This window comes from Bradyrhizobium centrolobii (assembly GCF_001641635.1).
Taxonomy (GTDB): Bacteria; Pseudomonadota; Alphaproteobacteria; order Rhizobiales; family Xanthobacteraceae; genus Bradyrhizobium; species Bradyrhizobium centrolobii.
Genome location: NZ_LUUB01000109.1, coordinates 29,835 through 54,675, shown reverse-complemented (window position 1 = coordinate 54,675; position 24,841 = coordinate 29,835). Strand labels below are relative to the sequence as shown.

The following is a 24,841-nucleotide window of genomic DNA, read 5'->3' as shown; positions in this document are numbered from 1 at the left end:
TTTCTATCAAAACTGACGCGGTGCGATCGGTGCCTTGCGGCCGCGTCCCCACAGAACGAAGACGCTGAGGGCCAGAAGCACGAGATTGAGCGGGGTGACGGGAGCCTCGCCGCGCGACACGTGGAAGACGAGGGCAAAGATCTGCAGCACAGCGCAGCCCAGCGCGGCCAGCACCGTCAGGCGCGGCATAATTCGGGTCAGCGCCGGCAGCAGAATGCCGATCCCGCCGGCGAGATCGATCAGGGCGATGGCGCGCACGAAGGTTTCGGAATACTCGCCCGCCCAGGGCATCATCGCGGCAAGCTGCGGGATGGGCGTGAGCAGCTTGACCAGGCCGGCCGAGGTGAAGACGAAGGAAATCAGGACCTGCGCGGTCCAGAGGCCGATGCGGAGGGCGCGGCCGGGCGCGGCGGCGGTCTCAAGGGCGGTGGTGGACATGGTGGTTCTCCGGTTGAGGGTCGCCACCATTTGATAGTTTCACCATCTTTGATCATTATATGCTACGGGATGGATTCCTTTCCCCAGTGTTGATGATCTAATGGATTCTCTGGTCAGCATGAGGGTGTTTTGCCTGGTCGCGGAGCTGAAGAGCTTTGCGGCCGCGGCCCAGCGCCTGCGCATCTCGCCTGCCATGGCGAGCAAGCACGTGATGCAGCTCGAGAAGCGGCTGGGCACACGGCTTTTGAACCGAACCAGCCGGCGTGTGAGCCTGAGCGAGAGCGGGACGCTCTATTTCGAGCAGGCGCGGCAGATGCTCGATTCGCTCGATGAGGTCGAGGCTGCCGTGAGCAAGGCGACCGTTGTTCCGCGCGGCACGCTGCGGCTGACCGCGCCGGTGTGGATGGCGAATCCGATGTTCGCAGGGCTACTGGCGGACTACCAGGCCCGCTATCCGGAGGTGTGCTTGGATGTCGATCTCAGCGGGCGGCTGGTGAATCTCGTCGAGGAGGGATTCGATCTTGCCTTGCGCGCAACCGGCGCACCCGACGAGGCGCTGATCGCGCGGCCGATCACCAAGGTCGCGTTCCGCCTGGTCGCGGCACCCGCCTATCTCGATCGCGTCGGGCGCCCGGCGAAACCGGCTGATGTCGCCGGCCAGGCTTTCCTGCACTATGCGCTCTATCCGGGAGAAAGCTTCTCATTGACGCGGGAGGGCGTCGTCGAGACCGTCAGGCTCAATCCGGTCCTGCGCAGCGGCAACGAAACACTGCTGCACATGGCCGCGCTGGAAGGCATGGGCCTCGCCTTCCTGCCGAAATGGCTGGTCGCCGACGACATTGCCGCCGGACGTCTCGAGCACCTCCTGCCCGACGAGGTCATCTTCGAGGGGCGTCTGTTCGCGGTCTATCCGAGCCGCAAATATCTCTCCGCGAAGGTGAGGACCTTCATCGATTTCGTCGCCGCCGACAAGCGGATGAGGTAGCCGCGCTACAGCGACCGCGCGATCAGGAGCTTCATGATCTCGTTGGTGCCGCCATAGATCTTCTGGATGCGGGAATCGATGAAGATGCGCGAGATCGGATATTCCTGCATGTAGCCGTAGCCGCCGAACAGCTGGAGGCATTCGTCGGCGGTCTGCACCTGCTTTTCCGAGCACCAGTATTTCGCCATCGAGGCGGTGACGGTGTCGAGGTCCTTTGCGACCAGGCGCTCGATGCACCAGTCGACGAAGACCCGCGCGATCATCGCCTCGGTCTTGCGCTCGGCGAGCTTGAAGGCGGTGTTCTGGAAATCCATCAGCGGCTTGCCAAAGGCCGTGCGCTCCTTGGTGTAGTCGGTGGTGAGCTTGACCGCGCGCTCCATCGAGGCGACGGCGCCGACCGCGAGCGCCAGCCGTTCCTGCGGCAATTGCTGCATCAGCTGGACAAAACCCTGGCCTTCCTCCCGGCCGAGCAGGTTCTCCGGCGGCACCACGACATTGTCGAAGAACAGCTCGGACGTGTCGGAGGCATGCAGGCCGATTTTGTCGAGGTTGCGCCCGCGGCGATAGCCATCCGCACCCGCGGTCTCGACCACGATCAGCGAAATGCCCTTGGCCCCAAGCTCGCCGGTGCGGGCGACGACGATGACGAGATCTGCGGCCTGGCCGTTGGTGATGAACGTCTTCTGGCCGTTGATGACGTAGGAGTTGCCTTGCTTCTTCGCGGTGGTCTTGACGCTTTGCAGATCCGAGCCGGTGCCGGGCTCGGTCATGGCGATGGCGCCGACCATCTCGCCGCTTGCCATCTTCGGCAGCCAGCGCGTTTTCTGCTCCTCCGAGCCGTAATTGAGGATGTAGTGGGCAACGATGGCGCTGTGCACGGAGACGCCGGTCGTCAGCTCCGGCACCGTGCTTTCGAGGTCCTCCAGCACGGCCGCATCGTAGGCGAAGGTCGCACCCAGGCCGCCATAGGCCTCCGGCACGCTCGCGAGCAGCGCTCCCATCTCGCCGAGCCCGCGCCAGGCGAACCGGTCCACCATCTTCTGCTCGCGCCATTTCTCGGCGTGCGGCGCCAGGTCCTTGGCGAGATATTTCCGGAACTGGTCGCGGAAGACGTCGAGCTCTTCAGTCATCCAGGAGGAGCGATAAGACATGGAAACCTCGGTTGATGCGGCTGCCGGCTTGGTAAGCCAGCGGACCGCGGCAATTATTGTGTTTTCAGGCTGCGCCGGTGACGCTACCAAGGCGGCCGGATTCGCGTCTGTTGGGATGTCTGATTTTGGCCGTCAAAACCGAAGCCGTCAAAACCGAAGAGCTCAAGCTCGACATCGAGCGCATCGGCACGGTCTCCGCCATTCTGGTGCAACCGGGCAATGCGCGCGCCTGTTACGTCCTGGCGCATGGCGCCGGCGCCGGGATGCGGCATTCGTTCATGGACGAGGTCGCGGTGGGCTTGGCCGATCGTGGCATCGCGACGTTGCGGTTCAATTTTCCATACATGGAGAACAAACAGCGCCGCCCCGACCAGCCGACGGTCGCGCATGCCGCCATCCGTGCGACGGTCGAGGAGGCGGCGCGGCTGTGCCCCGGATTAAAGCTCGTCGCGGGCGGCAAGTCGTTCGGCGGGCGCATGACGTCGCAGGCGCAGTCGAAGGCGCCGCTGCCGGGCGTAAAAGGGCTCGCCTTCCTCGGCTTTCCCCTGCATGCCGACAACAAGCCGTCGACCGAGCGCGCCGAGCACCTCGCCCGCGTCGATATCCCCATGCTGTTCCTGCAGGGCACGCGCGACCGGCTCGCCGATCTCAGCTACCTCAAGCCCGTGATCGAGGAACTCGGTCCGAAGGCGAAGCTGCACGAGGTCGCAGGCGGCGATCACTCCTTTGCGGTGCTGCGAAAGTCCGGCCGTACCAATGAAGAGGCGCTGGAGGAAGTTCTCGATACGCTCATGGCCTGGATCGACGAGATTGCCTGAGGCTCAGGCGGCGTAGAGCCCCTTGTCGCGCGCCTTCTGGATCGCGAGCGCGGCGATCAGGTCGAGCGTCGGTGTCGACAGGCCGGCGGCGCGAGCGAAGGCCGCGGGCGCCTTCACCAGCACGTCGATCTCCATGGCGCGGCCGAGCTCGTAATCCTGGAGCAACGACGGCTTGTGGTTGGGCGCGGGACCGCTGCGCGTCACGCGCTTGACCTCGGGGATGAAGTGCTGCGCGATATCGTTGGCCTCGTTCAGCATCCGCGGAATGAGCTCGGCAAAGGCGGGGTCGTCGCGGACGCCGCGCGCGGTCTGGCCGGTGAGCAGGCACAGCACCGACAGCGACATGTTGGTCAATAGCTTTGACCAGATCGCTTCGCGGATCTCGGCCACCTTCGGCGATTCCAGCCGTGCGTCGTTCAGGACGCCGCGCAGTTTGGTGATGCGCTCGCAATTGCGGTCGTCGCATTCGCCGATCAGCAGGCGGTTGCGGTCCGGCGTGAGGTTCTGGACGACGCCCGGCGCGACCACCTCGTTGGAGGAGAAGATCACCCCGCCAATGATCCGCTCCTTGGCTATGCAGGCCCGCAGCCGTCCGCCCGGATCGAGAAATGCGATGTCGGGCGGGGTGGGGTGCCGCGGCGGCAGGCCGATACCGTACCACCAGGGAATTCCGTTCTGGGCAAAGACGATCGCGGTGTCGTCCTGGAGCAACGGCTTGAGGCCGGCGATCAGCCCCTGAAGCGCGGTCGCCTTCAGCGTGCTGATCACGACGTCCTGCGGGCCGAGCTGGGCCGGATCGCCGGAGGCGTTCACCTTGGCACTGACCTCGGAATCGCCGACGCGCAGCTTGAGGCCGCCTGCGCGCACCGCTTCGAGATGCGCGCCGCGCATCACGCATGAGACCTCATGGCCGGCGCGCGCCAGCCGTACCGCAAGATGGCTGCCGACGGCGCCCGCGCCGAAAATGCAAATGCGCATGGTGTGATGTCCCGACCCTAATCCGTTGGCTGCCGCACGGCACCAGCATGACACAACCCGCCATGCGATGGGCGCGACCGCCCCACCACGGAAAGATATGGATCAGGGCGCGTGGCCTCGGCCATAGTGCGCGGCGAACGAAATGACCGGAGGATCGCCGATGACCGCCAACCCCGTCCTGTGGACCCTCGACGAACGCGGGGTCGCGACTGTCACGCTGAACCGCCCCGAGGTCAACAACGCCTATGACGGAGCGCTGATCGCGGGCGTGCTTGCAGCCATGGACGATCTCGGCAAGAAGCCCGGCCTCCGCGTCGTCGTGCTCCGGGGCAGCGGCAAGCATTTCCAGGCCGGTGCCGACCTCAAATGGATCAACAGCGTGCGACCGCAATCGGCCGAGGCGAACGAGGCGGCGTCCCGGGCGACCTTCGAGGCGGTGCAGCGGCTCAACACGCTGCCGATCCCGACGGTGGCGCTGGTGCAGGGCGGCTGCTTCGGCGGCGGCACCGGCGTGATCGCAGCCTGCGACGTCGTGATCGCCGCCGACAACGCGCTGTTCTCGATCACCGAGGTGCGCTGGGGCCTGACCGCCGCGATCATCATCCCGCAGCTCTGCGACGCCATCGGCGTGCGGCAGGTGCGCCGCTACGCGCTCACCGGCGAGCGTTTCGGCGCCGAGGACGCCCGCCGCATCGGCCTCGTCCATGAGGTGGTGCCGCTCGCCGAACTGGAGGCTGCCGGCGCGAAGGTGGTCGAGCAACTACTCGCCAACGGGCCGGAAGCGATGGCAGAGACCAAGCGGCTCGCGCTGGAGAGCTCGTTCGGCGGGATGGCGGTGGATGACGCCGCCTACACGCGGCTCGTGCACCTGCATTCGCTGAAGCGCCAGAGCGCGGAAGCCGCGGAAGGGCTGGCGTCATTCGCCGAGAAGCGCGCGGCGAATTGGGGGCCGCTCAAGGCCTGAGCGTGACGCCGCTTCAGCAGCCGCGGCAGATGCTGTGGATGCTGCGGTAAACGGCTTCGTCGTCCTGGCGCATCTGGTGGAGCGACTCGAGCGTCTTGCTCTCGTCGGCCGGCGGAGCGGGCTTGCGCCTCGCGGCCAGTTCTTCCTCCTGGCGCTTGTAGCAGGCCTCGCGATCGGCCTTGGCCTGGATGAAGCGGCAGCTCTGCTCCAGCGCCACGGCGGGGCCGGCGGAGATTCCGAGAATGATCAGGGCAGGCAGAACGAATTTCAGAAGCGTCGAATCCATGGTCGCACTTCTTTCAGGTCTGCGGATCGAGAGCAACCGCCATCTCGTGACAACGGCGCGACAAGCGCCTCACAGCGCCGCTGCGAGCGACGTCTTGAGCAGGGTGAGCAGCGCCTGCACCGCGGCTGCGTTGCGGCGCCGCTCGGGGATGGTGGCTTTCACCCACAGCTCGGGAATCGGAAAATCGCGCAGCACCGCCTTGAGCGTGCCGTCGCGCAACGCGTCCGCGACGAGATAATGCGAGATCAGCGCGACGCCGTTGCCGGCGATCGCGCTGCGCGCCAGCACATGTCCTTCGTTTGAGGAGAGCAGCGGGCTGACCTGGATGCTGATGCGGCCGCGCGGTCCGTCAAAAATCCACTCCGGTCCCGTCGGCAGAAAGCTGAGGCAGCGATGATCGACGAGGTCGCGCGGATGCTTTGGCGTGCCGTGCTTCTTCAGGTAGGCGGGTGAAGCGCAGAGCAGCCGCTTCAGCGGACACAACGGCTCGTCGACCACGCCGCCAAACGAATGCGGGAAGGCACCTATGGCGATATCAAAACCTTCGGTGACGGGATCGACGGGGCGATCGATCAGCACGATTTCGAGTTTGAGCCGCGGGTTCTGCGTCTGGAACGCACTGAAGGCATCGGCGAGCCGCGCCACGGTGAGCGAGGTCGGCGCCTTGATGCGCAGATGATCGACGAGATCGTGGCCCTTCTCGCCCATGCGCGACAGCAGGTCGGTGGCGTCAGCCACGACGCCGCGCGCGCGATGCACATAGCGCTGTCCGGCTTCGGTGAGCCGCAACTGGCGGGTCGAGCGGTGAAACAGCGGCGTGCCGATCCGCGCCTCCAATTGCGTGACGCGCTTGGCGACCACCGAGGTCGAGACGCCCAGCTTTCGCGCGGCGGCGGAGAAGCCGGCCGTATCAGCGGTGGCGAGGAACGCCTGAAGGTTCACCAGGATGTCCATCTCGACCTTTCTCGATTCGCGAAAGCTGATCGCATATTTTGGTGGATTGTAGCGCTGCCCGCGTTAATTCATAGTCGGGCTCAAGCAAAGGATTTTGGGAGCAGGACGCGCCATGCGGGCCACGACGATCGAGGAACCGGCACGCCAGGTGCCGCTCTACGGCGAATATGAAGTCGTCGTGCTCGGCGGCGGACCGGCCGGCATCGTGGCGGCAGCGTCTGCGGCGCTCGCGGGGCGGCGGACGCTGCTGATCGAGCGCTACGGCTTTCTCGGCGGCATGGGCACCGCCGCCGGCGTCACCAATTTCTGCGGTCTGCACGGCAATGTCTACGGCAAGGCCCATCGGCTGGTGCAGGGCATGGCGTCCGAGCTCCTGGCGCGGATCGATCTGTTGAACGGTCTGAACGCGCCGCATCTGATCCTCGGCAAGGTCTTTGCCCAGGCCTATGACACCGCCGCCTACAAGATCGCGGCCGACGAACTGCTTGCAAGTCACAAGGTGCATATCCTCTTCCATGCCCTCGGCGCCGGCGTGGTGATGGGCGACGATCGCCGCATCGACGCGCTGATGGTCGAGACCAAGGCCGGTCGGCAGGCGGTGCGCGCCGAGATCTTCATCGACTGCTCCGGCGACGGCGATCTCGCGGCCTGGGCCGGTGCGCCGTTCGAGGTCGGCGACGAGCATGGGCATCCGCTTTACCCGTCGATGATGCTCCGCCTCAACGGCATCGATCCGGAGAAGGCGGGCGATGCCTGGCGGACCATCCCGCAACTGATGGAGAAGGCAATCGCCGCCGGCACGCACAAATTCCCGCGCAAAAGCGCGATCGTGCGGCCGCAGAAGTCGGGCATTGAATGGCGGGTGAATTTCACGCAGGTCGCGCGCGAGGACGGCCATGCCATCAACGGCATCGAGCCCGACGATCTCACCCGCGGCGAGATCGAGGGCCGCAAGCAGGCGCTTGCCGCGTTCGAATTCTTGCGCACCGTGCCAGGCTTCGAAAAGTCCTACATCGTCGACCTGCCGCCGCAGCTCGGCATCCGCGAGACCCGTCGCATCAAGGGCGGCTATCAGCTCAGCGGTGAGGACGTGCTCGGCTGTGCCTCGTTCGAGGATTCCATCGGCGTCAATGGCTGGCCGATCGAGGCCCATGTTCCCGGCGACGTCGTCTTCACCTTCCCGCCGATCCCGGAGTCGCGCGGCTACAACGAGCTGCCCTACCGCATGCTGGTGCCCGAAGGCGTCGACAATCTGCTGGTCGCCGGCCGCTGCGCCTCGATGACCCATGAGGGCCAGTCGGCGGCGCGGGTCTCCGGTGCCTGTTTCGTGATGGGCGAGGCAGCCGGTTCCGCGGCGGCGCTGGCGCTCTCTGGAAACCGGATCCCGCGTGACATCCCGGTTGAAAAATTGCAGGAAACGTTGAAACAACAGGGCGCTTTCATCGGGCGGGACCAGCCCGTGCCCGAGGGGCTGTAACGGACTGCAAGAGAATAACGACGGAGGACACGGGATGATCGGGATTGCGCGGTTCGCACTTGCGGGCCTGTTGGCGATCATGGCGATGGGCACGGCGCGGGCCGACGACATGCTGAAGGCCAAGATCGGCGTGCTCCGCCTGTCGTCGTCCGCGCCCGTCTTCATCGCGCAGGACAAGGGCTATTTTCGCGAGGCCGGTCTCGACGTCGAGTTGAAATTCTTCGATGCGGCGCAGCCGATCGCGGTCGCCACCACTTCGGGTGACGTCGATTTCGGCGTGACCGCCTTCACCGCCGGTCTCTATAATCTCGCCGGCAAGGGCACGCTGAAGGTGATCGGCGGCATGAGCCGGGAGAAGGCCGGCTATCCCCTGATCGGCTATTTCGCCAGCAACAACGCCTACGCGGCCGGGCTGAAGACGCCGAAGGACCTCGCGGGCAAGCGCGTGGCGGTGACGCAGGTCGGCTCCTCCTTCCACTATTCGCTGGGGCTGCTCGCCGACAAATACGGCTTCAAGCTCGCGGACGTGAAGATCGTGCCGCTGCAATCGCTGTCGAATGCGGCTGCCGCGCTGAAGGGCGAGACCGTCGATGCCGCGCTGCTTCCGATCTCCACCGCGCGAAAGCTGATGGATGAAGGCGGCGCAAAGTTTCTGGGCTGGGTCGGCGACGAGACGCCCTGGCAGTTGGGCGCCGTGTTCGCCTCGCCGAAGACGCTGACCAACAAGGTGCTGGTGACAAAGCTGCTCGGCGCGCTCGCCAAGGCCGACCGCGAATATCACGACGTCATCCTCGCCGCGATGAAGGACGGCGTCGCGCCGATCAACGACAAGACCAAGCCGCTCTTGGAGATCATCGCGAAATACACCAACCTGCCGGTCGAGCAGGTGGTCGGCAACTGCGCCTATATCGATCCGGACGGCAAGCTCGACGTGAAGAATGTCGACAACCAGATCAAATGGCTGCAGGAGCAGGGCTTTGCCGACAAGGGCTTTGATGCGAATGCGATCATCGCCAAGGATTTTGTGAAGGCGGATTGATGATTTCGTCATTCCGGGGCGATGCGAAGCATCGAACCCGGAATCTCGAGGTTCCGGGTCTGGTCCTACGGACCATCCCGGAACGACGGAGCAGAAAATAGACGAGACAGAATGGACCTGATCGCCAACCACATCAGCCACCGCTTCGGCGACCTTGCCGTGCTCGACGACATCTCGTTCACGGTTAGCGCAGGCGAGGTGGTGGCGATCGTCGGGCCGTCGGGCTGCGGCAAGAGCACGCTCTTGTCGATCCTCGGCGGACTGCTGCAGCCGACGTCGGGCGCGCCCGAGCTGCGCGGGGCGCCGCCGGCGGACAGTCTCAATCCGCTGACCTTCGTGTTCCAGGATTTTGCGCTGCTGCCCTGGGCCACGGTGGAGGAGAATGTCGAATTCCCGCTGCTGCACACCCAGCTCTCGCCCGCTGAGCGCCGCGCGCTGGTCGACGATGCCCTGCGCCGCACGGGCCTCAGCGATTTTCGCAAGACTTATCCAAAGCAGCTCTCCGGCGGCATGCGTCAGCGCGTCGGCATTTCGCGTGCGCTTGCGGTGCGTCCCGCCATCTTGCTCATGGACGAGCCGCTCTCGGCATTGGATTCGCAGACGCGCGAGCTCCTGATGGAAGACTTCGTTCGCCTGCTCGCCGACGGCGGCATGGGCGCGGTCTATGTCACGCACAATCTCGAAGAGGCGGCGCGGCTCGCCGACCGCATCGTGGTGCTGTCGCGGCGGCCGGGGCGCATTCGCGAGGTCGTGACCGTGCCGATGACGCGCGCGGCGCGCGGCGAGACGGCTGCGCGCGAGAAGCTGCTCGCGCTTCAGAACCAGATCTGGTCGCTGATCCGCAACGAGGCGATCGATGCCGAGCGCGAGGTCCAACATGCTTGATCGCGCGGCGACGGAAATACCGGCGAAAGACGAAGCGACGCGACGCGTCCGCTTCCGCGGCGCGGGCTTCGTGCCGGCGAGCAGCCGTTTTGGCGGCTGGATCGCGCTCGCGCTGGTGATCGCGGTGTGGCAGGCGGCCGGCAGTGCCGGAATCGTCAACCCGCTGTTCCTGCCGGCGCCGTCGGCAATCGCGCGGGCGATCTACGAGCTCGCGATCTCGGGCGCGCTCTGGCAGCACCTGTCCGCTTCTCTCCTTCGCATCGGTGTCGGCTGGCTGCTGGGGACGGCGGCGGGCGTGGCCGTCGGCTTTGCCATCGGCCTGTCCCGGCTCGCGCGCAGCGTCGGCATCACCTTCATCTCTGCGCTGTTTCCGATCCCGAAGATCGCGCTGCTGCCGCTGTTGATCCTCTGGCTCGGCATCGGCGAAGAGCCGAAGATCGCGACCATTGCGCTCGGCGTGTTCTTCTCGACCGCGATCTCGGTCTATAGCGGCGTCGATGCGGTGCCGCGCAACCTCATCCGCATGGCGCAGAGTTTCAACGTGCCGTTTGCGACCATCGTGCGGAAGGTGATCTGGCCGGGCGCGCTGCCCTCGATCCTCGCCGGCTTCCGCATCACTGCCTCGGTCGCGCTGCTGCTGGTCGTCAGCGCCGAGATGATCGGCGCCCAGTACGGCATCGGCGCCTTCGTGCTCCAGGCCGGCAATCTCATGCAGACGGATCAGTTGCTCGCGGGCGTGGTGATCCTGTCGGTGTTCGGATTGGCGGTGGGGAAGGTGATCAATCTTCTCGAGACCAAACTGCTGCACTGGCGGTGAAGCATTCTCCGTCATTGCGAGCGCAGCGAAGCAATCCAGACTGTCTCCGCGGAAAGATTCTGGATTGCTTCGCTTCGCTCGCAATGACGATGTGGATGGAGACGCGCGCCAAAACCTCCACCGTCGTCCCGGCGAAGGCCGGGACCCATACCGCGTGATCGATCGAGTAAGGGCGGTGTTCGTACCGGCGAAGGTTTGACTTCGAGCCTTCGCCAAACTGCTCCCTGGGGTTATCGCGACGAGCGCAAGCGCTCGCGCGGGGCTCACGGCCTTCGCCGGGACGACACCGAAGGTGAAGCAAGCCGCGCAAGCCTCACGCGTTCCCGCGATCCTCGCGGAACAGGTCGAGCTTCTGCTGAACCGGACGGTCGGAGAAGCTGAACAGCACGGCATCCGTGTCGGCCTCATGTGTGACCCAGTGCCAGCTCGGCACCACGAACAGGTCGCGCGGGCCCCATTCGAAGGTCGCTTCGCCGATGCGGGTGCGCCCCTTGCCCTCGATCGGGCAGAACACGGTCGCATCGGTCGAGCGATAGCGTGCGGTCGCAAAACCCTTCGGCAGGAGCTGGATGAAGGTGCCGATGGTCGGCATCGCGAAATCGCCGGTCTCGGGATTGCTGAACTTCAGCTTCAAGCCGTGGCAGGCGTCCCACTCCTCGCGCGCCTTGGCCTTCTCCAGCGCTTCGCGGGTGTAGGCATAGGGATAGCTGAAGATCGGCGAGGTCTTCGAATTCCGCTTCACATCGACCGGCAGCAGATTGTGGCCGTAGCGCGCAAAGCTGTCGCCGGCGGGCTTCGTGATCTTCTGCTGGTCCTCCTTCGATCCTTCCGCGAAGGAGCAGTCGAAGAACTGCACCAGCGGGATGTCGAGGCCGTCGAGCCAGAACATCGGCTCACTCGTCTCGTTGGAGTGATCGTGCCAGGTCATCGACGGCGTGATGATGAAGTCGCCGGGCTCCATGGCGGCGCGCTCGCCGTCGACTGCGGTGTGGGCGCCCTTGCCCTCGAGCACGAAGCGCAGCGCCGATTGGCTGTGCCGGTGGGCGGGCGCGACGTCGCCGGGCACCACCATTTGCACGCCGGCGTAGAGCGACGTCGTGATCTTGGATTGCCCGCGCAGGCCCGGATTTTCCAGGACCAGTACGCGCCGCTCGGCCTCCTTGGCCGTGATCAGCTTGCCGGCTTCGGTCATGTAGTCGCGGATGACGTCGAACTTCCATAAGTGTGGCCGGCAGGCGCTCTTCGGCTCCGGCGTGATCAGGTCGCTCATCACCGTCCAGAGTGCGGTGAGATTTTCGCCGTCGATCTTCCGGTAGAACGCTTCGCGTTCCGGCGTCTTGGTCACGGCTTCCATGGCGCGCCTCCTGTTCGTTCTTGTCTAGATTGACAGCATACTGACAATCTTTGTAGCGTCAATGGCAGCTATATAGCGGCTGTCATTCCGGGCGCGCCGAAAGGCGCGAGCTATGATGCGCAATTGCGCATCTGAGAATCCATACTCCCGATAGTGGCTATGGATTCCGGGCTCGAGGCTGGCGCGTCGCCCAGGAATGACAAACCAAACTGAGAGGGAGGGTTCCGATGAAGCTGCATGGCTATTTCCGTTCCAGCGCCGCCTATCGGGTGCGGATCGCGCTGAACCTGAAGGGGCTCGGGGCCGAGCACCTGCCACATCATTTGCGCAAGGGCGAGCAATGCGCGCCCGCCTATCTCGCCATCAACCCGCAGGGCCTGGTGCCGGCGCTGGAGAACGACGCAGGCGCCGTGCTGACCCAGTCGGTCGCCATCATCGAATGGCTCGACGAGATCCACCCGAACCCGCCGCTGCTGCCGAAGGATCCGCTGCAACGCGCCAAGGTGAGGGCTTTTGCGCTGGCGATCGCCTGCGACACCCATCCGGTGCAGAACCTGAAGGTGCTGGCGCGGCTTCGCGAGCTCGGCCTGCCCGAGGAAAAGGTCCAGGAATGGGCGGCCTGGGTCAACCGCGAGGGGCTGTCGGCCTGCGAAACCTTGATTAAGGACGAGCCGGGGCCATTCTGCTTCGGCGAGGCGCCGACGCTCGCCGATCTCTGCCTCGTGCCGCAGCTCGGCAATGCGCGCCGCTTCGGCGTCGATGTCTCGGCCTATCCGCGCCTGCTCAAGGCGGAAGCCGCGGCGAAGGCGCTGCCAGCGTTTGCCAACGCCGCACCGGAGAAGCAGCCCGATGCCGAGTAAGCCTCTTCCTCCGATCACGATGGACGCGGTCTATGCCGCGCCGGGCTATCTGTTCCGGCGCATGCAACAGATCGCGGTCTCGATCTTCATGGAGGAGTGCAAGGCGTTCGACCTCACCCCAGTGCAATATGCGGCGCTGATCGCGATCCACACACACCCGGGCATCGATGCGACGCGGCTGTCGGCGGTGATCGCCTTCGACCGTTCCACGCTCGGCAGCGTGATCGAGCGGCTGGAGGCCAAGGATTATATCGAGCGCAAGCCCGCGCCCGAGGACAAGCGGATCAAGCTGCTCTATCTGACCAAGCCGGGTGCCGCGATCCTGCGCGAGATCATTCCTGCCGTCGAACGCGCGCAGGCGCGCATGCTGGAGCCGCTGAAGCCCGCCGACCGCAAGGCGCTGATGACGCTGCTTGTGCAGCTCGTCGACCTCAACAATGAAGCGTCGCGGGTTCCGCTGCGCGCCGAGGATGCGCTGGAGCATCTGGGGAAGTCGGGGTGAGGGGATGTAGTTAGGGAGGTCGTGAGCGGCCTCACACACAGTCGTCGTCCCGGACAAGCGAAGCGCAGATCCGGGACCCGTAACCACAGGGAGTAGTTTGGCGAAGACTCGTGGTTACCGACTTCGCACCACAACTTCTCCCTGGGGTTATGGGTCCCGGCCTTCGCCGGGACGACAGTTGAGAATGTGGTGGCGCGTTGCGTTCCTCACGATCGTCCGCCCCTCACATCCGCAACAACGCCTGCCGGTCGATCTTCCCCGTGCCCGTCTTCGGCAGCTCGTCGATGAATATCACCTCGCGCGGATATTTGTACGGCAATAGCTTGCCCTTCACATAGTCCTGCAGTCTGCGCGTCGTCTCACTCTGGTCGACGCCCCGCTGGTTCATCACCACCACCGCCTTCAGCGTCATGCGGCGGTCCGGCAATTCGGCGGCGAACACCGCGCATTCGCGGATGTCGGGGTGATCGGCGAGGCACAGCTCGACCTCGAGCGGATAGACCCACTGGCCGGAGATCTTGACGAGATCATCGGCGCGGCCGCGGAAGAAGTGGAAGCCGTCGGAATCGCGCACGAAGCGGTCGCCGGTGTAGATCCAGCCACCCTCGCGGATTGTTTCCGCCGATTTGTCCGGCCGGTTCCAGTACAGCGGCGTGTTGGAATCGCCGCGCACCCAGAGGATTCCTTCCTCGTCGTCGCCGACATCACGGCCGTCCTTGTCGCGCAGCGCGACTTCGTAGCCGGGCACGCGCAGGCCCGCGGCGCCGAGCTTCTTCTGCCCCTCGCGGTTGGAGAGATAGATGTGCAGCACCTCGGTCGAGCCGAGGCCTTCGACGATCTCGAGGCCGGTGAGCTTCTTCCAGCCGTTGAAGACTTCGGCCGAGAGCACTTCTGCCGCCGAGAGCGCCATGCGCAGCGACGAGAAGTCCGTCTGTTGCGCGCCCTCCGCCTTGGTCAGCGAGGTGTAGAGCGTCGGCAGGCCGAAGAAGACCGTCGGCTTGTACTGTTCGATTGCGGCGAAGATCGCTGCGGGCTTCGGCTGGCCCGGCAGGAGCAGCGTCGCCGCACCGGCCGAGAACGGAAAGGTGACGGAGTTGCCGAAGCCATAGGCGAAGAAGATTTTTGGCACCGAGAAGCAGATGTCGTCCGGCGTGAGCTTCAACACACTCTGCGCAAAGGCGACGTCGCTATAGGCCATGTCGTGCTGGAGATGCACGATGCCCTTGGGCCGGCCGGTCGAGCCGGAGGAGTACATCCAGAACGCCATCTCGTTGCGATGCGTCGCAGCTTCAGCGAGCTCGGTCGGAAACTGCGCGAGCCAGCTGGCTGCGGCGATCGCCGCAGGCGCGGCGTGATCGCGAACTGCGCCGTTGACGACGACCAGCGCGCGCAGAGAGGTAGCCTTGCAGGCCTCCGCAGTGAAGCGCGAGGCGAATTCGGCATCCGCCACCGCAGCACTCGCTCCGGAATCGGCGAGATAGAATTGCAGGAGATCGGGCGGCGTCAGCGTGTTGATCAGCAGCGGCACGAAGCCGGCACGCACCGCGCCGAAGAAAGCGGCCGGATAGGCCGGCGTGTCGTCGAGGAACAGCAGCACGCGATCGCCGCGCTTCAATCCGAGCGAGGCGAAGCCGTTACCCCACCGGCAAGCTTCAGCGCAAAGTTCGGCATAGGTGCGCGTGCCGGCCGGTCCGATCAGTGCGACCTTGTCACCGCGCCCCTTGGCGAGGTTGTCGAACAACACGCGGCTCGCATTGTAGGTTTGCGGAACGGCAAAGCCGATCTCGCGCGCGCCCGGGCTGCCGGCGGGCACGTGGTCGGGGATCTCGCTGTTCATTCCGGGCTCCCGCCGTTCTTGGCGACCTCATACTGCGCCATGAAGGCCGGCGACATCGCGCGCAGCCGGGAATCGTCGATGCGCCCGGACCGGGTGATGTAGCTGTAGGCAAAATCCATCAGGTCGAGCTTCATGTGGTCGGCGAAATGTTCGTACCAGTCGGCGCTGGTGCGCGCGGCATCGACGAGCTTCTGCACGACCGGCTTGCGTTCGGCCTGATAGCGTTGCAGCGCGGTCGCAAGATGCGCATCCGATTCCAGCGCCTTGACCAGCGCAATGGCGTCCTCGATCGCGAGCCGCGTGCCCGAGCCGATCGAGAAATGCGCCGAGTGCAGGGCATCGCCGATCAGCACCATGTTCTTGAAAGACCAGTGCTCGTTCCAGACCCAGGGGAAATTGCGCCAGACCGATTTGTTGGAGACCAGGCAGTGGCCGCCGAGCGTATCTGCAAAGACTTCCTCGCAGATGCCCTTGGACTGCTCGACGTCCTTGTAGGCGAAGCCATAAGCGTGCCAGGTGGCGTGGTCGCACTCGACCAGGAAGGTGCTCATGTTCGGCGAGTAGCGGTAGTGATGGGCGTTGAAGGCGCCGCGGTCGGTCTTCACGAAGGTCTGCGACAGCGTGTCGAAGCGCTTGGACGTCCCATACCAGACGAACTTGTTGGAGGAGTAGGATAGCGAGGTGCCGAAATCGCCCTCGTAGGCGCGGCGCACCAGCGAGTTCAATCCGTCGGCCGCGACGATCAGATCGTGGCCGTTGAGCTGGTCGATCGAATTGACCTGAGTATCGAAGCGTGGCGTGACGCCGGCATCAAGCGCGCGCTGCTGCAGGAACTTCAGGAGTTCGAGCCGGCCGATCGAGGAGAAGCCGACGCCGTCGATCGCCACGCTGTCGCCGCGCAGGTTCAGCGTGATGTTCTCCCAGCTTTCCATATGCGGCGCGATCGCGTCGACCGTCTCGGGGTCGTCGGCCCGCAGGAACTCCAGCGCCTGGTCGGAGAACACGACGCCAAAGCCCCAGGTCGCGTCGGCCGGGTTCTGTTCGAACAGGTCGACCTGGTCATCGGGGTGGCGCTTCTTCCAGAGATAGGCGAAGTAGAGCCCGCCGGGCCCCCCGCCGATCACGGCGATCTGCAAAGTCTGCCTCCCTAATTGACAGTATACTTACTATCTAGGGCTAGACTAATCTCCTCCAGCGTCCGGCGCCAGAGGAATTATCGGCAAGGCACGGCGCGCCGGAACATGGTCCGGCCCCGCGCTCGACGCGAAAGTTCATGCCGGCCAGCATAGCCAAACTGTGCCGGCCTGACCACCCGGGCCGCGCGCGGTCGCGTGCGGCCCTATCGCGCCGCGAATGGCGCGAGGACCTCTTTGCAGGCGGGCGACAGCGATGCCGCGTTGGATGCGAGGCATTGCGCGATGCGGCCGCCGCCCGGCGCCACGCCGGCGCACACCGTGCGGATGTCGCCGCCGCACGCCGACCGGACGATCAACAGCTCTTCGCGCGGGCGCAACGGCCGGAGCACGATGACGGTGGGAGCCGCCGCGGGAGCGGCCGCGGTCGCGGCACCTGCAGGCGCGGCCGCTGCCGCGCCACCGCCGGATGCGGCGCTCACGGCCCTCTCGCAGGCCGGCGACACCTTCGCCTTGTTCTTCTCCAGGCACTCGAGCGCGGCAGCGCCGCCCGGCGGTACGCCGGCGCAAACCTTGGGATAGTCGGCACGGCAGGCGCTCTTGATCGCCGCAACCTGCGCGCTGCTCGGCTGCTTTGGCGCGGCGGCTTTCGGAGTGGCCGCGGCCGCCGGCTTGGCCGCGGGTTCAGCGGCAGGGGCCGCTTCAGACTTTGCCGGTTCAGATTTGGGCGCGGCTTCGGCCTTGGGTTCAGTATTGGGTGCCGCCGCAGGCTGGATCGCTCGCACCGCACTCTGGCACGCCGATGACAGGTTCGACATGTGACTCTGGAGACATTGCAGCGCCTCCGCGCCGCCCGGCGTAACGCTCGAGCAATGTGCCTGAAAGTCGGCCCGGCATGCTGAGCGGATCGCGCTCTTCTGGGCATCGGTCGGGGCCTGTGCGAAGCTTGGTGTTGCAACTGCGAAGAGCGCCGCCCCCAGCAACGCCCGGCGTGTTGCGACATGTTTCAATGTCTTGAACATCTGCAAAATCCTGCCCTGTCAGGAAGCGCGCGGCGTTCTGCTCGCCGCTCCCAAAATTCAAAATTGATGCGATCGCAATCGTCGCGAGTTATGGCCTCGCAAGCCTCATCATTGGCCGCTTCGGCCGCTACCGCAAGTAGATTGTACCGGTCGGATACGACGTAACGACGTCAGAGCTTGACCATGCGTTTGCCGCGGTTCTCGCCCGCAAGCAATCCGATCAGCGCCTTCGGCGTGTTCTCCAGCCCGTCGATGATGTCCTCCTGGACCTTCAGCTTGCCGGATTTGACCCAGGCCTGGAGCTCCGCAAGCGCGCGATCGCGCTGATCCATGAAATCCATCACGATGAATCCCTGCATGACGAGCCGCTTCACCACGATCAGCCCGGGCACGCCGCGCGGGCCGTGCGCGGAGGGCACGCCGTCATATTGCGAGATCGCGCCGCAGCAGGCGATGCGGCCGTAATTGTTCATCTGCGGCAGGCAGGCTTCGAGAATGTCACCGCCGACATTGTCGAAATAGACGTCGATGCCCTTTGGCGCGGCCGCGCGCAGCGCCTTGAAGACCGCGCCGTCCTTGTAGTCGACGGCCGCATCGAAGCCGAGCTCGGAGGTCAGCCAGTTGCATTTGTCCGCGCCGCCGGCGATGCCGATGACGCGGCATCCCCTGATCTTCGCGATCTGTCCGACGATCGAGCCGACCGAGCCCGCCGCGGCCGAGACCACGACAGTCTCGCCTTCTTTTGGCTTGCCGATCTCGAGCAGGCCGAAATAGGCGGTGAGGCCAGCGATGCCGAACACGCTGAGCAAGTGCGTGAGCGGTTCGAGCTTCGGCATTTTCGTGAGGTGCTTCGCCGGCACCGCGGCATAATCCTGCCAGCCGGTGTCGCCGAACACGATGTCGCCGGGCGCGAGCCCCGGCGCCTTCGCGCTCACGACCTCGGCGATGGCGCCGCCGGCCATGACGCTGTTCGCTTCGACCGCGGAGCGGTAGGTCGCGCCGTGCATCCAGGCGCGGTTGGCGGCATCGAGCGAGATGTATCGCACGCGCAGCAAGGCCTCGCCGTTCTTCGGCTCCGGCACCACGCTCTCCACCATCTTGAAATGCTCGGGACCGAGCTTGCCGCTCGGCTTTTCAACCAGAAGAATCTGGCGATTGACGTTTCCGCTCATTGCATTCCCCCTTGATCGTCTGACGATTATTGATGCAGCCGCCGCAAGGAAAACGTGCAAGCCGCATTCGTTGTGCGCTGCATGAAGGCTAGAGCGGTGGCCTCAGTTTCGCAACGGGAACATCCAGGCGTTGCGACCGCACGCCAAGCGTGTTGCGTAGTTGTAATATCTGCGACATCATGAAGCGCCGGTGTACCTGGGGGTAAGCGATGTCGAACAGGTTTACGCAATACATTCTGGCCGCGATGGTGCTGGGCATCGTCATGGGCTCGGCGATCTACAACTTCCTCCCGGATACGCGAGCCGAATGGGCTGCGTCCATCAACCTGATCGCCATGATGTTCCTGCGGTTGATCAAGATGATCATCGCGCCGCTGGTGTTCGCGACCCTGGTCGGCGGCATCGCCCATATGGGTTCGGGCTCGAAGCTCGGACGCATCTTTGCCAAGACCATGGGCTGGTTCGTGAGCGCCTCCTTCGTGTCGCTGATGCTGGGGCTGATCATGGTCAACCTGCTCCAGCCCGGTGCGAACTTCCCCGGCACGTTGCCAGACAAGGCGCAGTCGACCGGCCTGCCGGTCTCGGCCTTCTCGATCGAGAAATTCCTGACCCATCTGATCCCGACCTCGATTGCGGACGCGATGGCGCAGAACGAGATCCTGCAGATCGTCATCTTCGCCGTGTTCTTCTCGGTGGCGATGGGCGCGATGCCCGAGCGCTCGAAGCCGATCCTCAGCCTGATCGACGACATCTCCCACATCATGCTCAAGGTGACGAGCTATGTGATGCTGTTCGCGCCGCTCGCGGTCTGGGCTGCCATCACCGCGACGGTCGCCAAGAATGGTCTTCTGGTGCTGTGGAAGCTCGTCGTGTTCATGGGCGGCTTCTATCTGTCGCTCCTGATCCTGTGGGGCGTCCTGGTCATCGTCGGCTTCATCGTGATCGGGCCGCGATACAGCCATCTGCTCAGACTGATCCGCGAGCCGCTGATGATCGCGTTCTCGACCGCGAGCTCGGAGGCCGCCTATCCCAAGACGCTGGAGGGTCTGACCAAGTTCGGCGCCTCTTCGCGGATATCGAGCTTCGTGCTGCCGCTCGGCTACTCCTTCAACCTCGACGGCACGATGATGTACTGCACCTTCGCCAGCATCTTCATCGCGCAGACCTACCACATCGAGATGTCGCTCGCGACGCAGCTCGCGATGCTGGCAACGCTGATGATCACGTCCAAGGGGGTCGCCGGCGTGCCGCGGGCCTCACTGGTGGTGATCGCATCCACGCTGGCCCAGTTCGGCATTCCCGAGGCGGGCCTGTTGATGATCATGGGCATCGACACCTTCCTCGACATGGGCCGCAGCGCCACCAACGTGATCGGCAACTCGCTCGCCACCGCCGTGGTCGCGAAGTGGGAAGGCGAACTCGGGCCTGAGCATGCGCTCGGACCGGACGAGGTCGTGCCGGGCGACATGGTGCCCGGCGAAGTGCCCGCGATGGCCGGCCATTGATGGGAGTGCCTCATGCGCCCCTTAACGGCGATTTCGGGCGGTCTGTTGCTGGCGGCTTGTCTGCTGGCAACCGGCGCCTCCGCCCAGGGCGGCGGCAGTGAAGGGCTTAGCCCGACGCTGTCGGCCATCAAGAATGCGCACACCGTGCGGCTCGGCTATCGCGAGAGCTCGCCGCCGTTCTCCTTCCTCGACCAGGCCAATCGTCCGATCGGCTACAGCCTCGAGCTCTGCGAGGCCATCGTCGAGGAGATCGGCATCGAGGTGGACGATCCCAATTTGAAGATCGAGTACGTCAAGGTCACATCCGACGACCGCATAGACGCGGTGCTTCAGAACAAGATCGATCTGGAATGCGGTTCGACGACGGCCAATGCCGAGCGCGGCAAACGCGTCGCTTTCTCGCCCCTGATGTTCGTCGCCGGAACCAAGCTTATGGTGCCGAAAGCCTCGAGCGTTTCGGCCGTCACAGATCTCAAGGGCAAGACCGTGGTGGTGACCAAGGGCACCACCAACGAGCAGGCGATGCATGCGGCCGACAAGAAGTTCTCGCTGGGACTGAACATCATCACCGCAGCCGACCACGAGCAGTCATACCAGACGCTCGCCGACGGCAAGGCGGACGCGTTCGCAACCGACGACATCCTGCTCTACGGTCTGATCGTGCGCCACAAGGCGCAGGACAAGTTCCGCGTCACCGGCGACTATCTGTCCTACGATCCCTACGGCATCATGTTCCGCAAGGGCGAGCCGCAGCTCTCCGCCGTGGTCGAGCGTACCTTCCGCAAGCTCGGCTCCAACCACGACCTGGTGCCGCTCTACAACAAATGGTTCACCGCACGGCTTCCCACCGGCGAGCGGCTGAACGTGCCGATCTCGCTGCAGCTGGAAGAGGCGTTCAAAGCGATGGACGATTCAGCCAGCGCGAATAATTAGTGCGTTTGCGTTGCTGTGATCGCGCCGCAGGCTCGGTGCACCCTCTCCCCTTGTGGGAGAGGGTGGCTTCGCGTAGCGAAGCCGGGTGAGGGGTCTCTCTCCACGAGTGCGCCTCTCGCAGCAGGACACGCGGATGCAACCCCTCATCCCCGGCGCCATAGCCGAAGCTTCGCTTCGGCGTTCTCTTAAGAACGGCGGCCGAAGGCCGCCTATGCCACCTTCTCCCACAAGGGGAGAAGGGAAGGCGGCGAGCGCGTGGCTGAAGAAGAATCTAACTCCGCGTTCAACACACCGTTTCCCCAAACACCCGATCCAGCGCCGCATCGTACGTCGCCTGCACCAGCTCCGGATAGAGCTTTGCCAGCGCCTCCATCATCACGCCGGAATTGATTTCGAGCACCTGCCAGGCGCCATCGACGCGGATCACGTCGATCGATGCGAAGGCGATGCCGATGGCGCTTGCGGCGTCGATGGCGAGCTTCACGCAGGCCGCTTGAGCTGCACCGTCCTCCACGAGCACCGGCTGCGCGCCGGCGTCGAGATTGTGCCGCCAGGTCAGGACGCGCCGCTCGCCACTGGGCACGACGGCGTCCAACGTCTGCGCATCGCACTCGCCGAGACGCCCGTCGTGTCCCGCCGCACGCGCCAGTTCGCGCAGGCTGTGCACGCCATCGCCGACGACCAACGGACGCTTCTTGCTGTAGACGATCATCGGCGTCTGATCGAGCAGGATCACCCGGACTTCCTCCTCGATCGCGACATAGGGCGAGATCACGAGCCCGAGGCTCGATGAAAAGACCTCGCCGACCGCGTGGTCGAGTTCGTCGCGGCTCGTTGCCTTGAACACGTAGCGTCCCGAGGTGCCCTCATTGGGTTTCACCACCACGCCTTGCGGATTCTGCACAAGCAGCGCCAGCATCGCCTCGCGCCAGGTGGAACCGACGACGTGCACACCCATCTTCGGATTGAGGAAGAGGTGATGGGCAATGCACGGCACGCCCGCGAGCGCCAGCACCTCCGCGGTCGCGGATTTGTCGTTGGCGAGGCGATGTGCGATGGCGCTGTTGAGGCCGATGTCGTAGCCGAAGGCGAAGTGGCATTTTGCGCCCCGGCGCATTGCGACCAGCCAGCCACCGGGGCGGACATCGACCGTGACGTTGTGGCGGGCGCAATAGCGCCTGATTGCCTGGACGAAGACTCGCTCGCTTGCCATGTCTTGAAGCGTTCCACCTGCCGAAAGCCGCAAAAATGCGGGAAACGGCGCCAAACCGGGCTGAAAATCAGAGCTATTCTTAATGAAATTCTCGCGAGCAGGTTGGAAATTAAGTGCTGCGATCGAGGCTTGCAGGGAAAAGAAATTGCCCGCTGCGCGCACGGCGCGGAAAATTCGTTAGTGATAGGCCTAATCCGCCGGAAAAGCCGGTCTGATCGGCGCCAATTGCAGCAGAAACGAGGTTGATTCCTGGCCTCAATGGCGTAGATCACACACGCGAAATCCTCCGCCATGACAAGTGGTGTTCGCCTCGCTTTCAGGGGCCGGGCAACGCTTTTGTTCTAAAACCGCAAATATTCGGAATATCGAAAATCATGAGCGCGTTTTACCGAGAGAAGGTTCTTTCCGTCCACCACTGGACCGACACGCTGTTCAGCTTCCGCGCCACCCGCGATACCGGCTTCCGCTTCCAGAACGGCCAGTTCGCAATGATCGGCCTCGAGGTCGACGGCCGCCCGCTGCTGCGCGCGTACAGCATGGCGAGCGCCAATCACGAGGAGGAGCTCGAGTTCTTCTCGATCAAGGTTCAGGACGGCCCGCTCACCTCGCGCCTCCAGAAGATCAAGGAAGGCGACACCATCCTGGTCGGCCGCAAGGCGACCGGCACGCTCGTCACCGACAACCTCATTCCCGGCAAGCGGCTCCTGCTGCTGTCGACCGGCACCGGGCTCGCGCCATTCGCAAGCCTGATCAAGGATCCCGACGTGTACGACCAGTTCGAGACCATCGTGCTGGTGCATGGCTGCCGCCAGGTCTCCGAGCTCGCCTATGGCGAGCAGCTCGTCGCCAACTTGCGTGAAGACGAGCTGTTCGGGCCGCTGCTGTCGGAGAAGCTCGTCTATTATCCGACCGTGACCCGCGAGCCGTTCCGCAATCGCGGCCGCATCACCGACCTCATCAACTCCGAGCAGCTCTTCAACGACATCGGCCAGGCCCCGCTCGACATCGCCACCGACCGCATCATGATGTGCGGCAGCCCGGCGATGCTGGAAGAGCTGCGCGTCATGTTCGAAGGCCGCGATTTCGTCGAGGGCGCAAGCAACTCGCCCGGCCATTTCGTGATCGAGAAGGCGTTCGTGGAGCGCTGATCGCCGCGGGCGATGATCTCTGATCATTGCCGCCGTCGATTTGAGGCGTTGCCACTCAGACGGCCGTCGTCCCGGACAAGCGAAGCGCAGATCCGGGACCCAACCACAAGATTGAGTTGGCGAAGACTTGTAACCACTAGCTTCGCGCCACAACAACTCCCTGGGGTTGGGTCCCGGCCCCCCGTGCGCAATTGCGCACTAGGCCGGGACGACACCGGAGTGTAAGGCTCGGTCCTCGCTTCATCTCAAGCATTCGCCTCCCTCTCTCTCCCCACTCACCATCCTCCCCCGACTTTGTTATTGGCGCGCTTCGCGCGGGCCTTGCTATAAGTTCGCTCCAAAATCTCGCGGCGATGTTGCGGTGCGAGAGCTGGGGGAGCTGCGCACGCCTTGTCCGTGATCGACCATGGTCGTTCGGCGAAGCCGACCGCCTTCGTGCTCGCGGGCGGCGGCAGCTTCGGGGCGATCCAGGTCGGCATGATGCATTCGCTGGCCAAGCACGGGGTCGTCGCGGATCTTGTGGTCGGCTCCAGCGTCGGTGCGATCAACGGCGCCTACTATGCCGGGGATCCCTCGCTCAAGGGGGTCCTTGGGCTGGAGGCGATCTGGCGCGGCCTGAAGCGTCGCGACGTCTTTCCGGTCACCTGGCGGACCCTGCTCGGCTTCATGTGGCGGCGGGATTTTTTGATCTCGCATGACGGCATCCGCAAGCTGGTCGAGGATCACCTGCCTTATCGCAACCTCCAGGATGCCGGGCTTCCCATCCACATCGTCACCACCAATTTCATCTCCGGCGAAAGCGTGGTGCTTTCGGAGGGGCCGGCGCTGGAGGCGATCCTGGCGTCCACGGCGATTCCCGGCGCCTTCACGCCAGTCCACTATCGCAATCAGTTCCTCGCCGACGGCGCGATCTCGTCGAACACGCCGATCCGGGTCGCGGTGCAGAAGGGCGCAAAGCGGCTGATCGTGCTGCCTGCAGGGCATGCCTGCGCGATCGAGAATCCCCCGGTGGGTGCTGTCGCCAACGCCCTGCATGCGCTGACGCTGCTGATCGCGCGGCAGCTGGTGGGGGAGCTCAAGGGACTCGCCTCCGATATCGAATATGTCGTAGTGCCGCCGCTCTGTCCGCTGGTGGGTTCACCTTACGATTTTTCGCGGACCGACGACCATATCGAGCGCGCCATCAGGAGCACCGATGCCTGGCTGGCGCAGGATGGCCTCGAACGACACGGCCATATTCCCCATGAGGCGATGCCGCATGGTCACTGACTTGTCATCTTTTGCACCGCAAAAGCCGCCCACCGGATGGATTGATTTGCGCCAACCGAATTCGGTAGCCTGAACCTTAATCGCGTCATAACCGCAGGACG

General features: G+C 64.6%; 24 protein-coding genes. 13 read left to right on the top strand and 11 right to left on the bottom strand.

Annotation, left to right across the window (positions count from 1 at the left end; genetic code table 11):
• Nucleotides 1-6 precede the first annotated feature (6 nt).
• The gene (locus tag AYJ54_RS40270) at nt 7-438 is read right to left on the bottom strand and encodes a DoxX family protein (RefSeq protein WP_063708063.1); all 432 of its coding nucleotides are present in this window, start codon (nt 436-438) and stop codon (nt 7-9) included.
• 100 nt (nt 439-538) lie between these two features.
• Here AYJ54_RS40270 and AYJ54_RS40265 point away from each other — a divergent pair, with 100 nt between their 5' ends.
• A complete protein-coding gene (locus AYJ54_RS40265; RefSeq protein WP_063708049.1) occupies nt 539-1,423 on the top strand; it encodes a LysR family transcriptional regulator in 885 nt (294 codons plus the stop codon).
• A 5-nt stretch (nt 1,424-1,428) separates the two neighbouring features.
• Here the strand turns inward: AYJ54_RS40265 and AYJ54_RS40260 are convergent, their stop codons facing one another.
• A complete protein-coding gene (locus AYJ54_RS40260) occupies nt 1,429-2,574 on the bottom strand; it encodes an acyl-CoA dehydrogenase family protein (protein ID WP_063708048.1) in 1,146 nt (381 codons plus the stop codon).
• A gap of 119 nt (nt 2,575-2,693) precedes the next feature.
• Here AYJ54_RS40260 and AYJ54_RS40255 point away from each other — a divergent pair, with 119 nt between their 5' ends.
• Nucleotides 2,694-3,392 carry an alpha/beta hydrolase family protein gene (locus AYJ54_RS40255; RefSeq protein ID WP_082906052.1) on the top strand — a complete coding sequence of 233 codons (699 nt, stop codon included), beginning with the start codon at nt 2,694-2,696 and terminating at the stop codon, nt 3,390-3,392.
• A 3-nt stretch (nt 3,393-3,395) separates the two neighbouring features.
• Here AYJ54_RS40255 and AYJ54_RS40250 read toward each other — a convergent pair whose 3' ends face one another.
• Nucleotides 3,396-4,370, bottom strand: coding sequence for a ketopantoate reductase family protein (locus tag AYJ54_RS40250; RefSeq protein WP_063708046.1), 975 nt, complete (start codon nt 4,368-4,370; stop codon nt 3,396-3,398).
• A gap of 160 nt (nt 4,371-4,530) precedes the next feature.
• On the opposite strand from AYJ54_RS40250, the gene AYJ54_RS40245 reads away from it, so the two are divergent.
• Entirely contained in the window at nt 4,531-5,334 is an 804-nt protein-coding gene (locus AYJ54_RS40245; protein ID WP_063708045.1) for an enoyl-CoA hydratase-related protein, read from the top strand.
• Between the two features lie 13 nt (nt 5,335-5,347).
• On the opposite strand, the gene AYJ54_RS40240 is transcribed toward AYJ54_RS40245, so the two are convergent.
• The gene (locus AYJ54_RS40240; protein WP_082906050.1) at nt 5,348-5,620 is read right to left on the bottom strand and encodes a hypothetical protein; all 273 of its coding nucleotides are present in this window, start codon (nt 5,618-5,620) and stop codon (nt 5,348-5,350) included.
• A 69-nt stretch (nt 5,621-5,689) separates the two neighbouring features.
• Nucleotides 5,690-6,574 carry a LysR family transcriptional regulator gene (locus AYJ54_RS40235; RefSeq protein WP_063708044.1) on the bottom strand — a complete coding sequence of 295 codons (885 nt, stop codon included), beginning with the start codon at nt 6,572-6,574 and terminating at the stop codon, nt 5,690-5,692.
• 112 nt (nt 6,575-6,686) lie between these two features.
• Between AYJ54_RS40235 and AYJ54_RS40230 the strand changes: the two genes are divergently transcribed.
• The 4 genes from AYJ54_RS40230 (at nt 6,687) to AYJ54_RS40215 (ending at nt 10,792) form a co-directional block, all read left to right on the top strand.
• Nucleotides 6,687-8,051 (top strand): FAD-dependent oxidoreductase, encoded by a 1,365-nt coding sequence (locus tag AYJ54_RS40230; protein ID WP_063708043.1) that lies wholly within the window; start codon nt 6,687-6,689, stop codon nt 8,049-8,051.
• A gap of 34 nt (nt 8,052-8,085) precedes the next feature.
• Nucleotides 8,086-9,090: an ABC transporter substrate-binding protein gene (locus tag AYJ54_RS40225; RefSeq protein ID WP_063708042.1), complete on the top strand. Its 1,005-nt coding sequence runs from the start codon at nt 8,086-8,088 to the stop codon at nt 9,088-9,090.
• 111 nt (nt 9,091-9,201) lie between these two features.
• A complete protein-coding gene (locus AYJ54_RS40220) occupies nt 9,202-9,975 on the top strand; it encodes an ABC transporter ATP-binding protein (RefSeq protein WP_063708041.1) in 774 nt (257 codons plus the stop codon).
• On the top strand, nt 9,968-10,792 hold the full coding sequence (locus AYJ54_RS40215) for an ABC transporter permease (RefSeq protein ID WP_063708040.1): 825 nt from the start codon (nt 9,968-9,970) through the stop codon (nt 10,790-10,792). Before AYJ54_RS40220 ends, AYJ54_RS40215 begins: the two co-directional genes overlap by 8 nt.
• A 313-nt stretch (nt 10,793-11,105) precedes the next feature.
• On the opposite strand, the gene gtdA is transcribed toward AYJ54_RS40215, so the two are convergent.
• A complete protein-coding gene (gene gtdA, locus AYJ54_RS40210; RefSeq protein ID WP_063708039.1) occupies nt 11,106-12,146 on the bottom strand; it encodes a gentisate 1,2-dioxygenase in 1,041 nt (346 codons plus the stop codon).
• Nucleotides 12,147-12,373: 227 nt separating this feature from the next.
• On the opposite strand from gtdA, the gene maiA reads away from it, so the two are divergent.
• Nucleotides 12,374-13,006, top strand: coding sequence for a maleylacetoacetate isomerase (maiA, locus tag AYJ54_RS40205; protein ID WP_063708038.1), 633 nt, complete (start codon nt 12,374-12,376; stop codon nt 13,004-13,006).
• Nucleotides 12,996-13,508 carry a MarR family winged helix-turn-helix transcriptional regulator gene (locus AYJ54_RS40200; protein ID WP_063708037.1) on the top strand — a complete coding sequence of 171 codons (513 nt, stop codon included), beginning with the start codon at nt 12,996-12,998 and terminating at the stop codon, nt 13,506-13,508. Before maiA ends, AYJ54_RS40200 begins: the two co-directional genes overlap by 11 nt.
• Nucleotides 13,509-13,731: 223 nt before the next feature.
• On the opposite strand, the gene AYJ54_RS40195 is transcribed toward AYJ54_RS40200, so the two are convergent.
• The 4 genes from AYJ54_RS40195 to AYJ54_RS40180 all read right to left on the bottom strand — a co-directional run bounded on the left by AYJ54_RS40195 (nt 13,732) and on the right by AYJ54_RS40180 (nt 18,672).
• On the bottom strand, nt 13,732-15,345 hold the full coding sequence (locus tag AYJ54_RS40195) for a benzoate-CoA ligase family protein (protein WP_063708036.1): 1,614 nt from the start codon (nt 15,343-15,345) through the stop codon (nt 13,732-13,734).
• Nucleotides 15,342-16,481, bottom strand: coding sequence for an FAD-dependent monooxygenase (locus AYJ54_RS40190; RefSeq protein WP_063708035.1), 1,140 nt, complete (start codon nt 16,479-16,481; stop codon nt 15,342-15,344). The genes AYJ54_RS40195 and AYJ54_RS40190 overlap by 4 nt, the downstream gene beginning before the upstream one ends.
• A gap of 203 nt (nt 16,482-16,684) precedes the next feature.
• A complete protein-coding gene (locus tag AYJ54_RS40185) occupies nt 16,685-17,500 on the bottom strand; it encodes a cysteine rich repeat-containing protein (RefSeq protein ID WP_063708034.1) in 816 nt (271 codons plus the stop codon).
• A gap of 170 nt (nt 17,501-17,670) precedes the next feature.
• A complete protein-coding gene (locus tag AYJ54_RS40180; protein ID WP_063708033.1) occupies nt 17,671-18,672 on the bottom strand; it encodes an NADP-dependent oxidoreductase in 1,002 nt (333 codons plus the stop codon).
• Between the two features lie 209 nt (nt 18,673-18,881).
• Between AYJ54_RS40180 and AYJ54_RS40175 the strand changes: the two genes are divergently transcribed.
• Together AYJ54_RS40175 and AYJ54_RS40170 are read left to right on the top strand one after the other, a co-directional pair.
• Nucleotides 18,882-20,177, top strand: a complete 1,296-nt coding sequence (locus AYJ54_RS40175; protein ID WP_063708032.1) for a dicarboxylate/amino acid:cation symporter — start codon at nt 18,882-18,884, stop codon at nt 20,175-20,177.
• A 12-nt stretch (nt 20,178-20,189) separates the two neighbouring features.
• A complete protein-coding gene (locus AYJ54_RS40170; protein ID WP_063708031.1) occupies nt 20,190-21,110 on the top strand; it encodes an amino acid ABC transporter substrate-binding protein in 921 nt (306 codons plus the stop codon).
• A gap of 283 nt (nt 21,111-21,393) precedes the next feature.
• On the opposite strand, the gene AYJ54_RS40165 is transcribed toward AYJ54_RS40170, so the two are convergent.
• Complete coding sequence (locus AYJ54_RS40165) at nt 21,394-22,323, bottom strand: ATP-grasp domain-containing protein (RefSeq protein ID WP_063708030.1); 930 nt, start codon at nt 22,321-22,323, stop codon at nt 21,394-21,396.
• A 374-nt stretch (nt 22,324-22,697) separates the two neighbouring features.
• Here AYJ54_RS40165 and AYJ54_RS40160 point away from each other — a divergent pair, with 374 nt between their 5' ends.
• On the top strand, nt 22,698-23,471 hold the full coding sequence (locus AYJ54_RS40160; protein WP_063708029.1) for a ferredoxin--NADP reductase: 774 nt from the start codon (nt 22,698-22,700) through the stop codon (nt 23,469-23,471).
• 396 nt (nt 23,472-23,867) lie between these two features.
• Nucleotides 23,868-24,740 (top strand): patatin-like phospholipase family protein, encoded by an 873-nt coding sequence (locus tag AYJ54_RS40155; protein WP_245329249.1) that lies wholly within the window; start codon nt 23,868-23,870, stop codon nt 24,738-24,740.
• Nucleotides 24,741-24,841: the final 101 nt, after the last annotated feature.

Coding starts and splice junctions, on each gene's coding strand:
- AYJ54_RS40235 (WP_063708044.1), bottom strand. CDS start 6,574: ATGGACATCCTGGTGAACCTTCAGGCGTTCCTCGCCACCGCTGATACG.
- AYJ54_RS40270 (WP_063708063.1), bottom strand. CDS start 438: ATGTCCACCACCGCCCTTGAGACCGCCGCCGCGCCCGGCCGCGCCCTC.
- AYJ54_RS40165 (WP_063708030.1), bottom strand. CDS start 22,323: ATGGCAAGCGAGCGAGTCTTCGTCCAGGCAATCAGGCGCTATTGCGCC.
- AYJ54_RS40215 (WP_063708040.1), top strand. CDS start 9,968: ATGCTTGATCGCGCGGCGACGGAAATACCGGCGAAAGACGAAGCGACG.
- AYJ54_RS40220 (WP_063708041.1), top strand. CDS start 9,202: ATGGACCTGATCGCCAACCACATCAGCCACCGCTTCGGCGACCTTGCC.
- AYJ54_RS40250 (WP_063708046.1), bottom strand. CDS start 4,370: ATGCGCATTTGCATTTTCGGCGCGGGCGCCGTCGGCAGCCATCTTGCG.
- AYJ54_RS40180 (WP_063708033.1), bottom strand. CDS start 18,672: ATGAGCGGAAACGTCAATCGCCAGATTCTTCTGGTTGAAAAGCCGAGC.
- AYJ54_RS40230 (WP_063708043.1), top strand. CDS start 6,687: ATGCGGGCCACGACGATCGAGGAACCGGCACGCCAGGTGCCGCTCTAC.
- AYJ54_RS40240 (WP_082906050.1), bottom strand. CDS start 5,620: ATGGATTCGACGCTTCTGAAATTCGTTCTGCCTGCCCTGATCATTCTC.
- AYJ54_RS40260 (WP_063708048.1), bottom strand. CDS start 2,574: ATGTCTTATCGCTCCTCCTGGATGACTGAAGAGCTCGACGTCTTCCGC.
- AYJ54_RS40245 (WP_063708045.1), top strand. CDS start 4,531: ATGACCGCCAACCCCGTCCTGTGGACCCTCGACGAACGCGGGGTCGCG.
- AYJ54_RS40175 (WP_063708032.1), top strand. CDS start 18,882: ATGTCGAACAGGTTTACGCAATACATTCTGGCCGCGATGGTGCTGGGC.
- AYJ54_RS40170 (WP_063708031.1), top strand. CDS start 20,190: ATGCGCCCCTTAACGGCGATTTCGGGCGGTCTGTTGCTGGCGGCTTGT.
- AYJ54_RS40195 (WP_063708036.1), bottom strand. CDS start 15,345: ATGAACAGCGAGATCCCCGACCACGTGCCCGCCGGCAGCCCGGGCGCG.
- AYJ54_RS40160 (WP_063708029.1), top strand. CDS start 22,698: ATGAGCGCGTTTTACCGAGAGAAGGTTCTTTCCGTCCACCACTGGACC.
- gtdA (WP_063708039.1), bottom strand. CDS start 12,146: ATGGAAGCCGTGACCAAGACGCCGGAACGCGAAGCGTTCTACCGGAAG.
- AYJ54_RS40225 (WP_063708042.1), top strand. CDS start 8,086: ATGATCGGGATTGCGCGGTTCGCACTTGCGGGCCTGTTGGCGATCATG.
- AYJ54_RS40200 (WP_063708037.1), top strand. CDS start 12,996: ATGCCGAGTAAGCCTCTTCCTCCGATCACGATGGACGCGGTCTATGCC.
- maiA (WP_063708038.1), top strand. CDS start 12,374: ATGAAGCTGCATGGCTATTTCCGTTCCAGCGCCGCCTATCGGGTGCGG.
- AYJ54_RS40265 (WP_063708049.1), top strand. CDS start 539: ATGGATTCTCTGGTCAGCATGAGGGTGTTTTGCCTGGTCGCGGAGCTG.
- AYJ54_RS40185 (WP_063708034.1), bottom strand. CDS start 17,500: ATGTTCAAGACATTGAAACATGTCGCAACACGCCGGGCGTTGCTGGGG.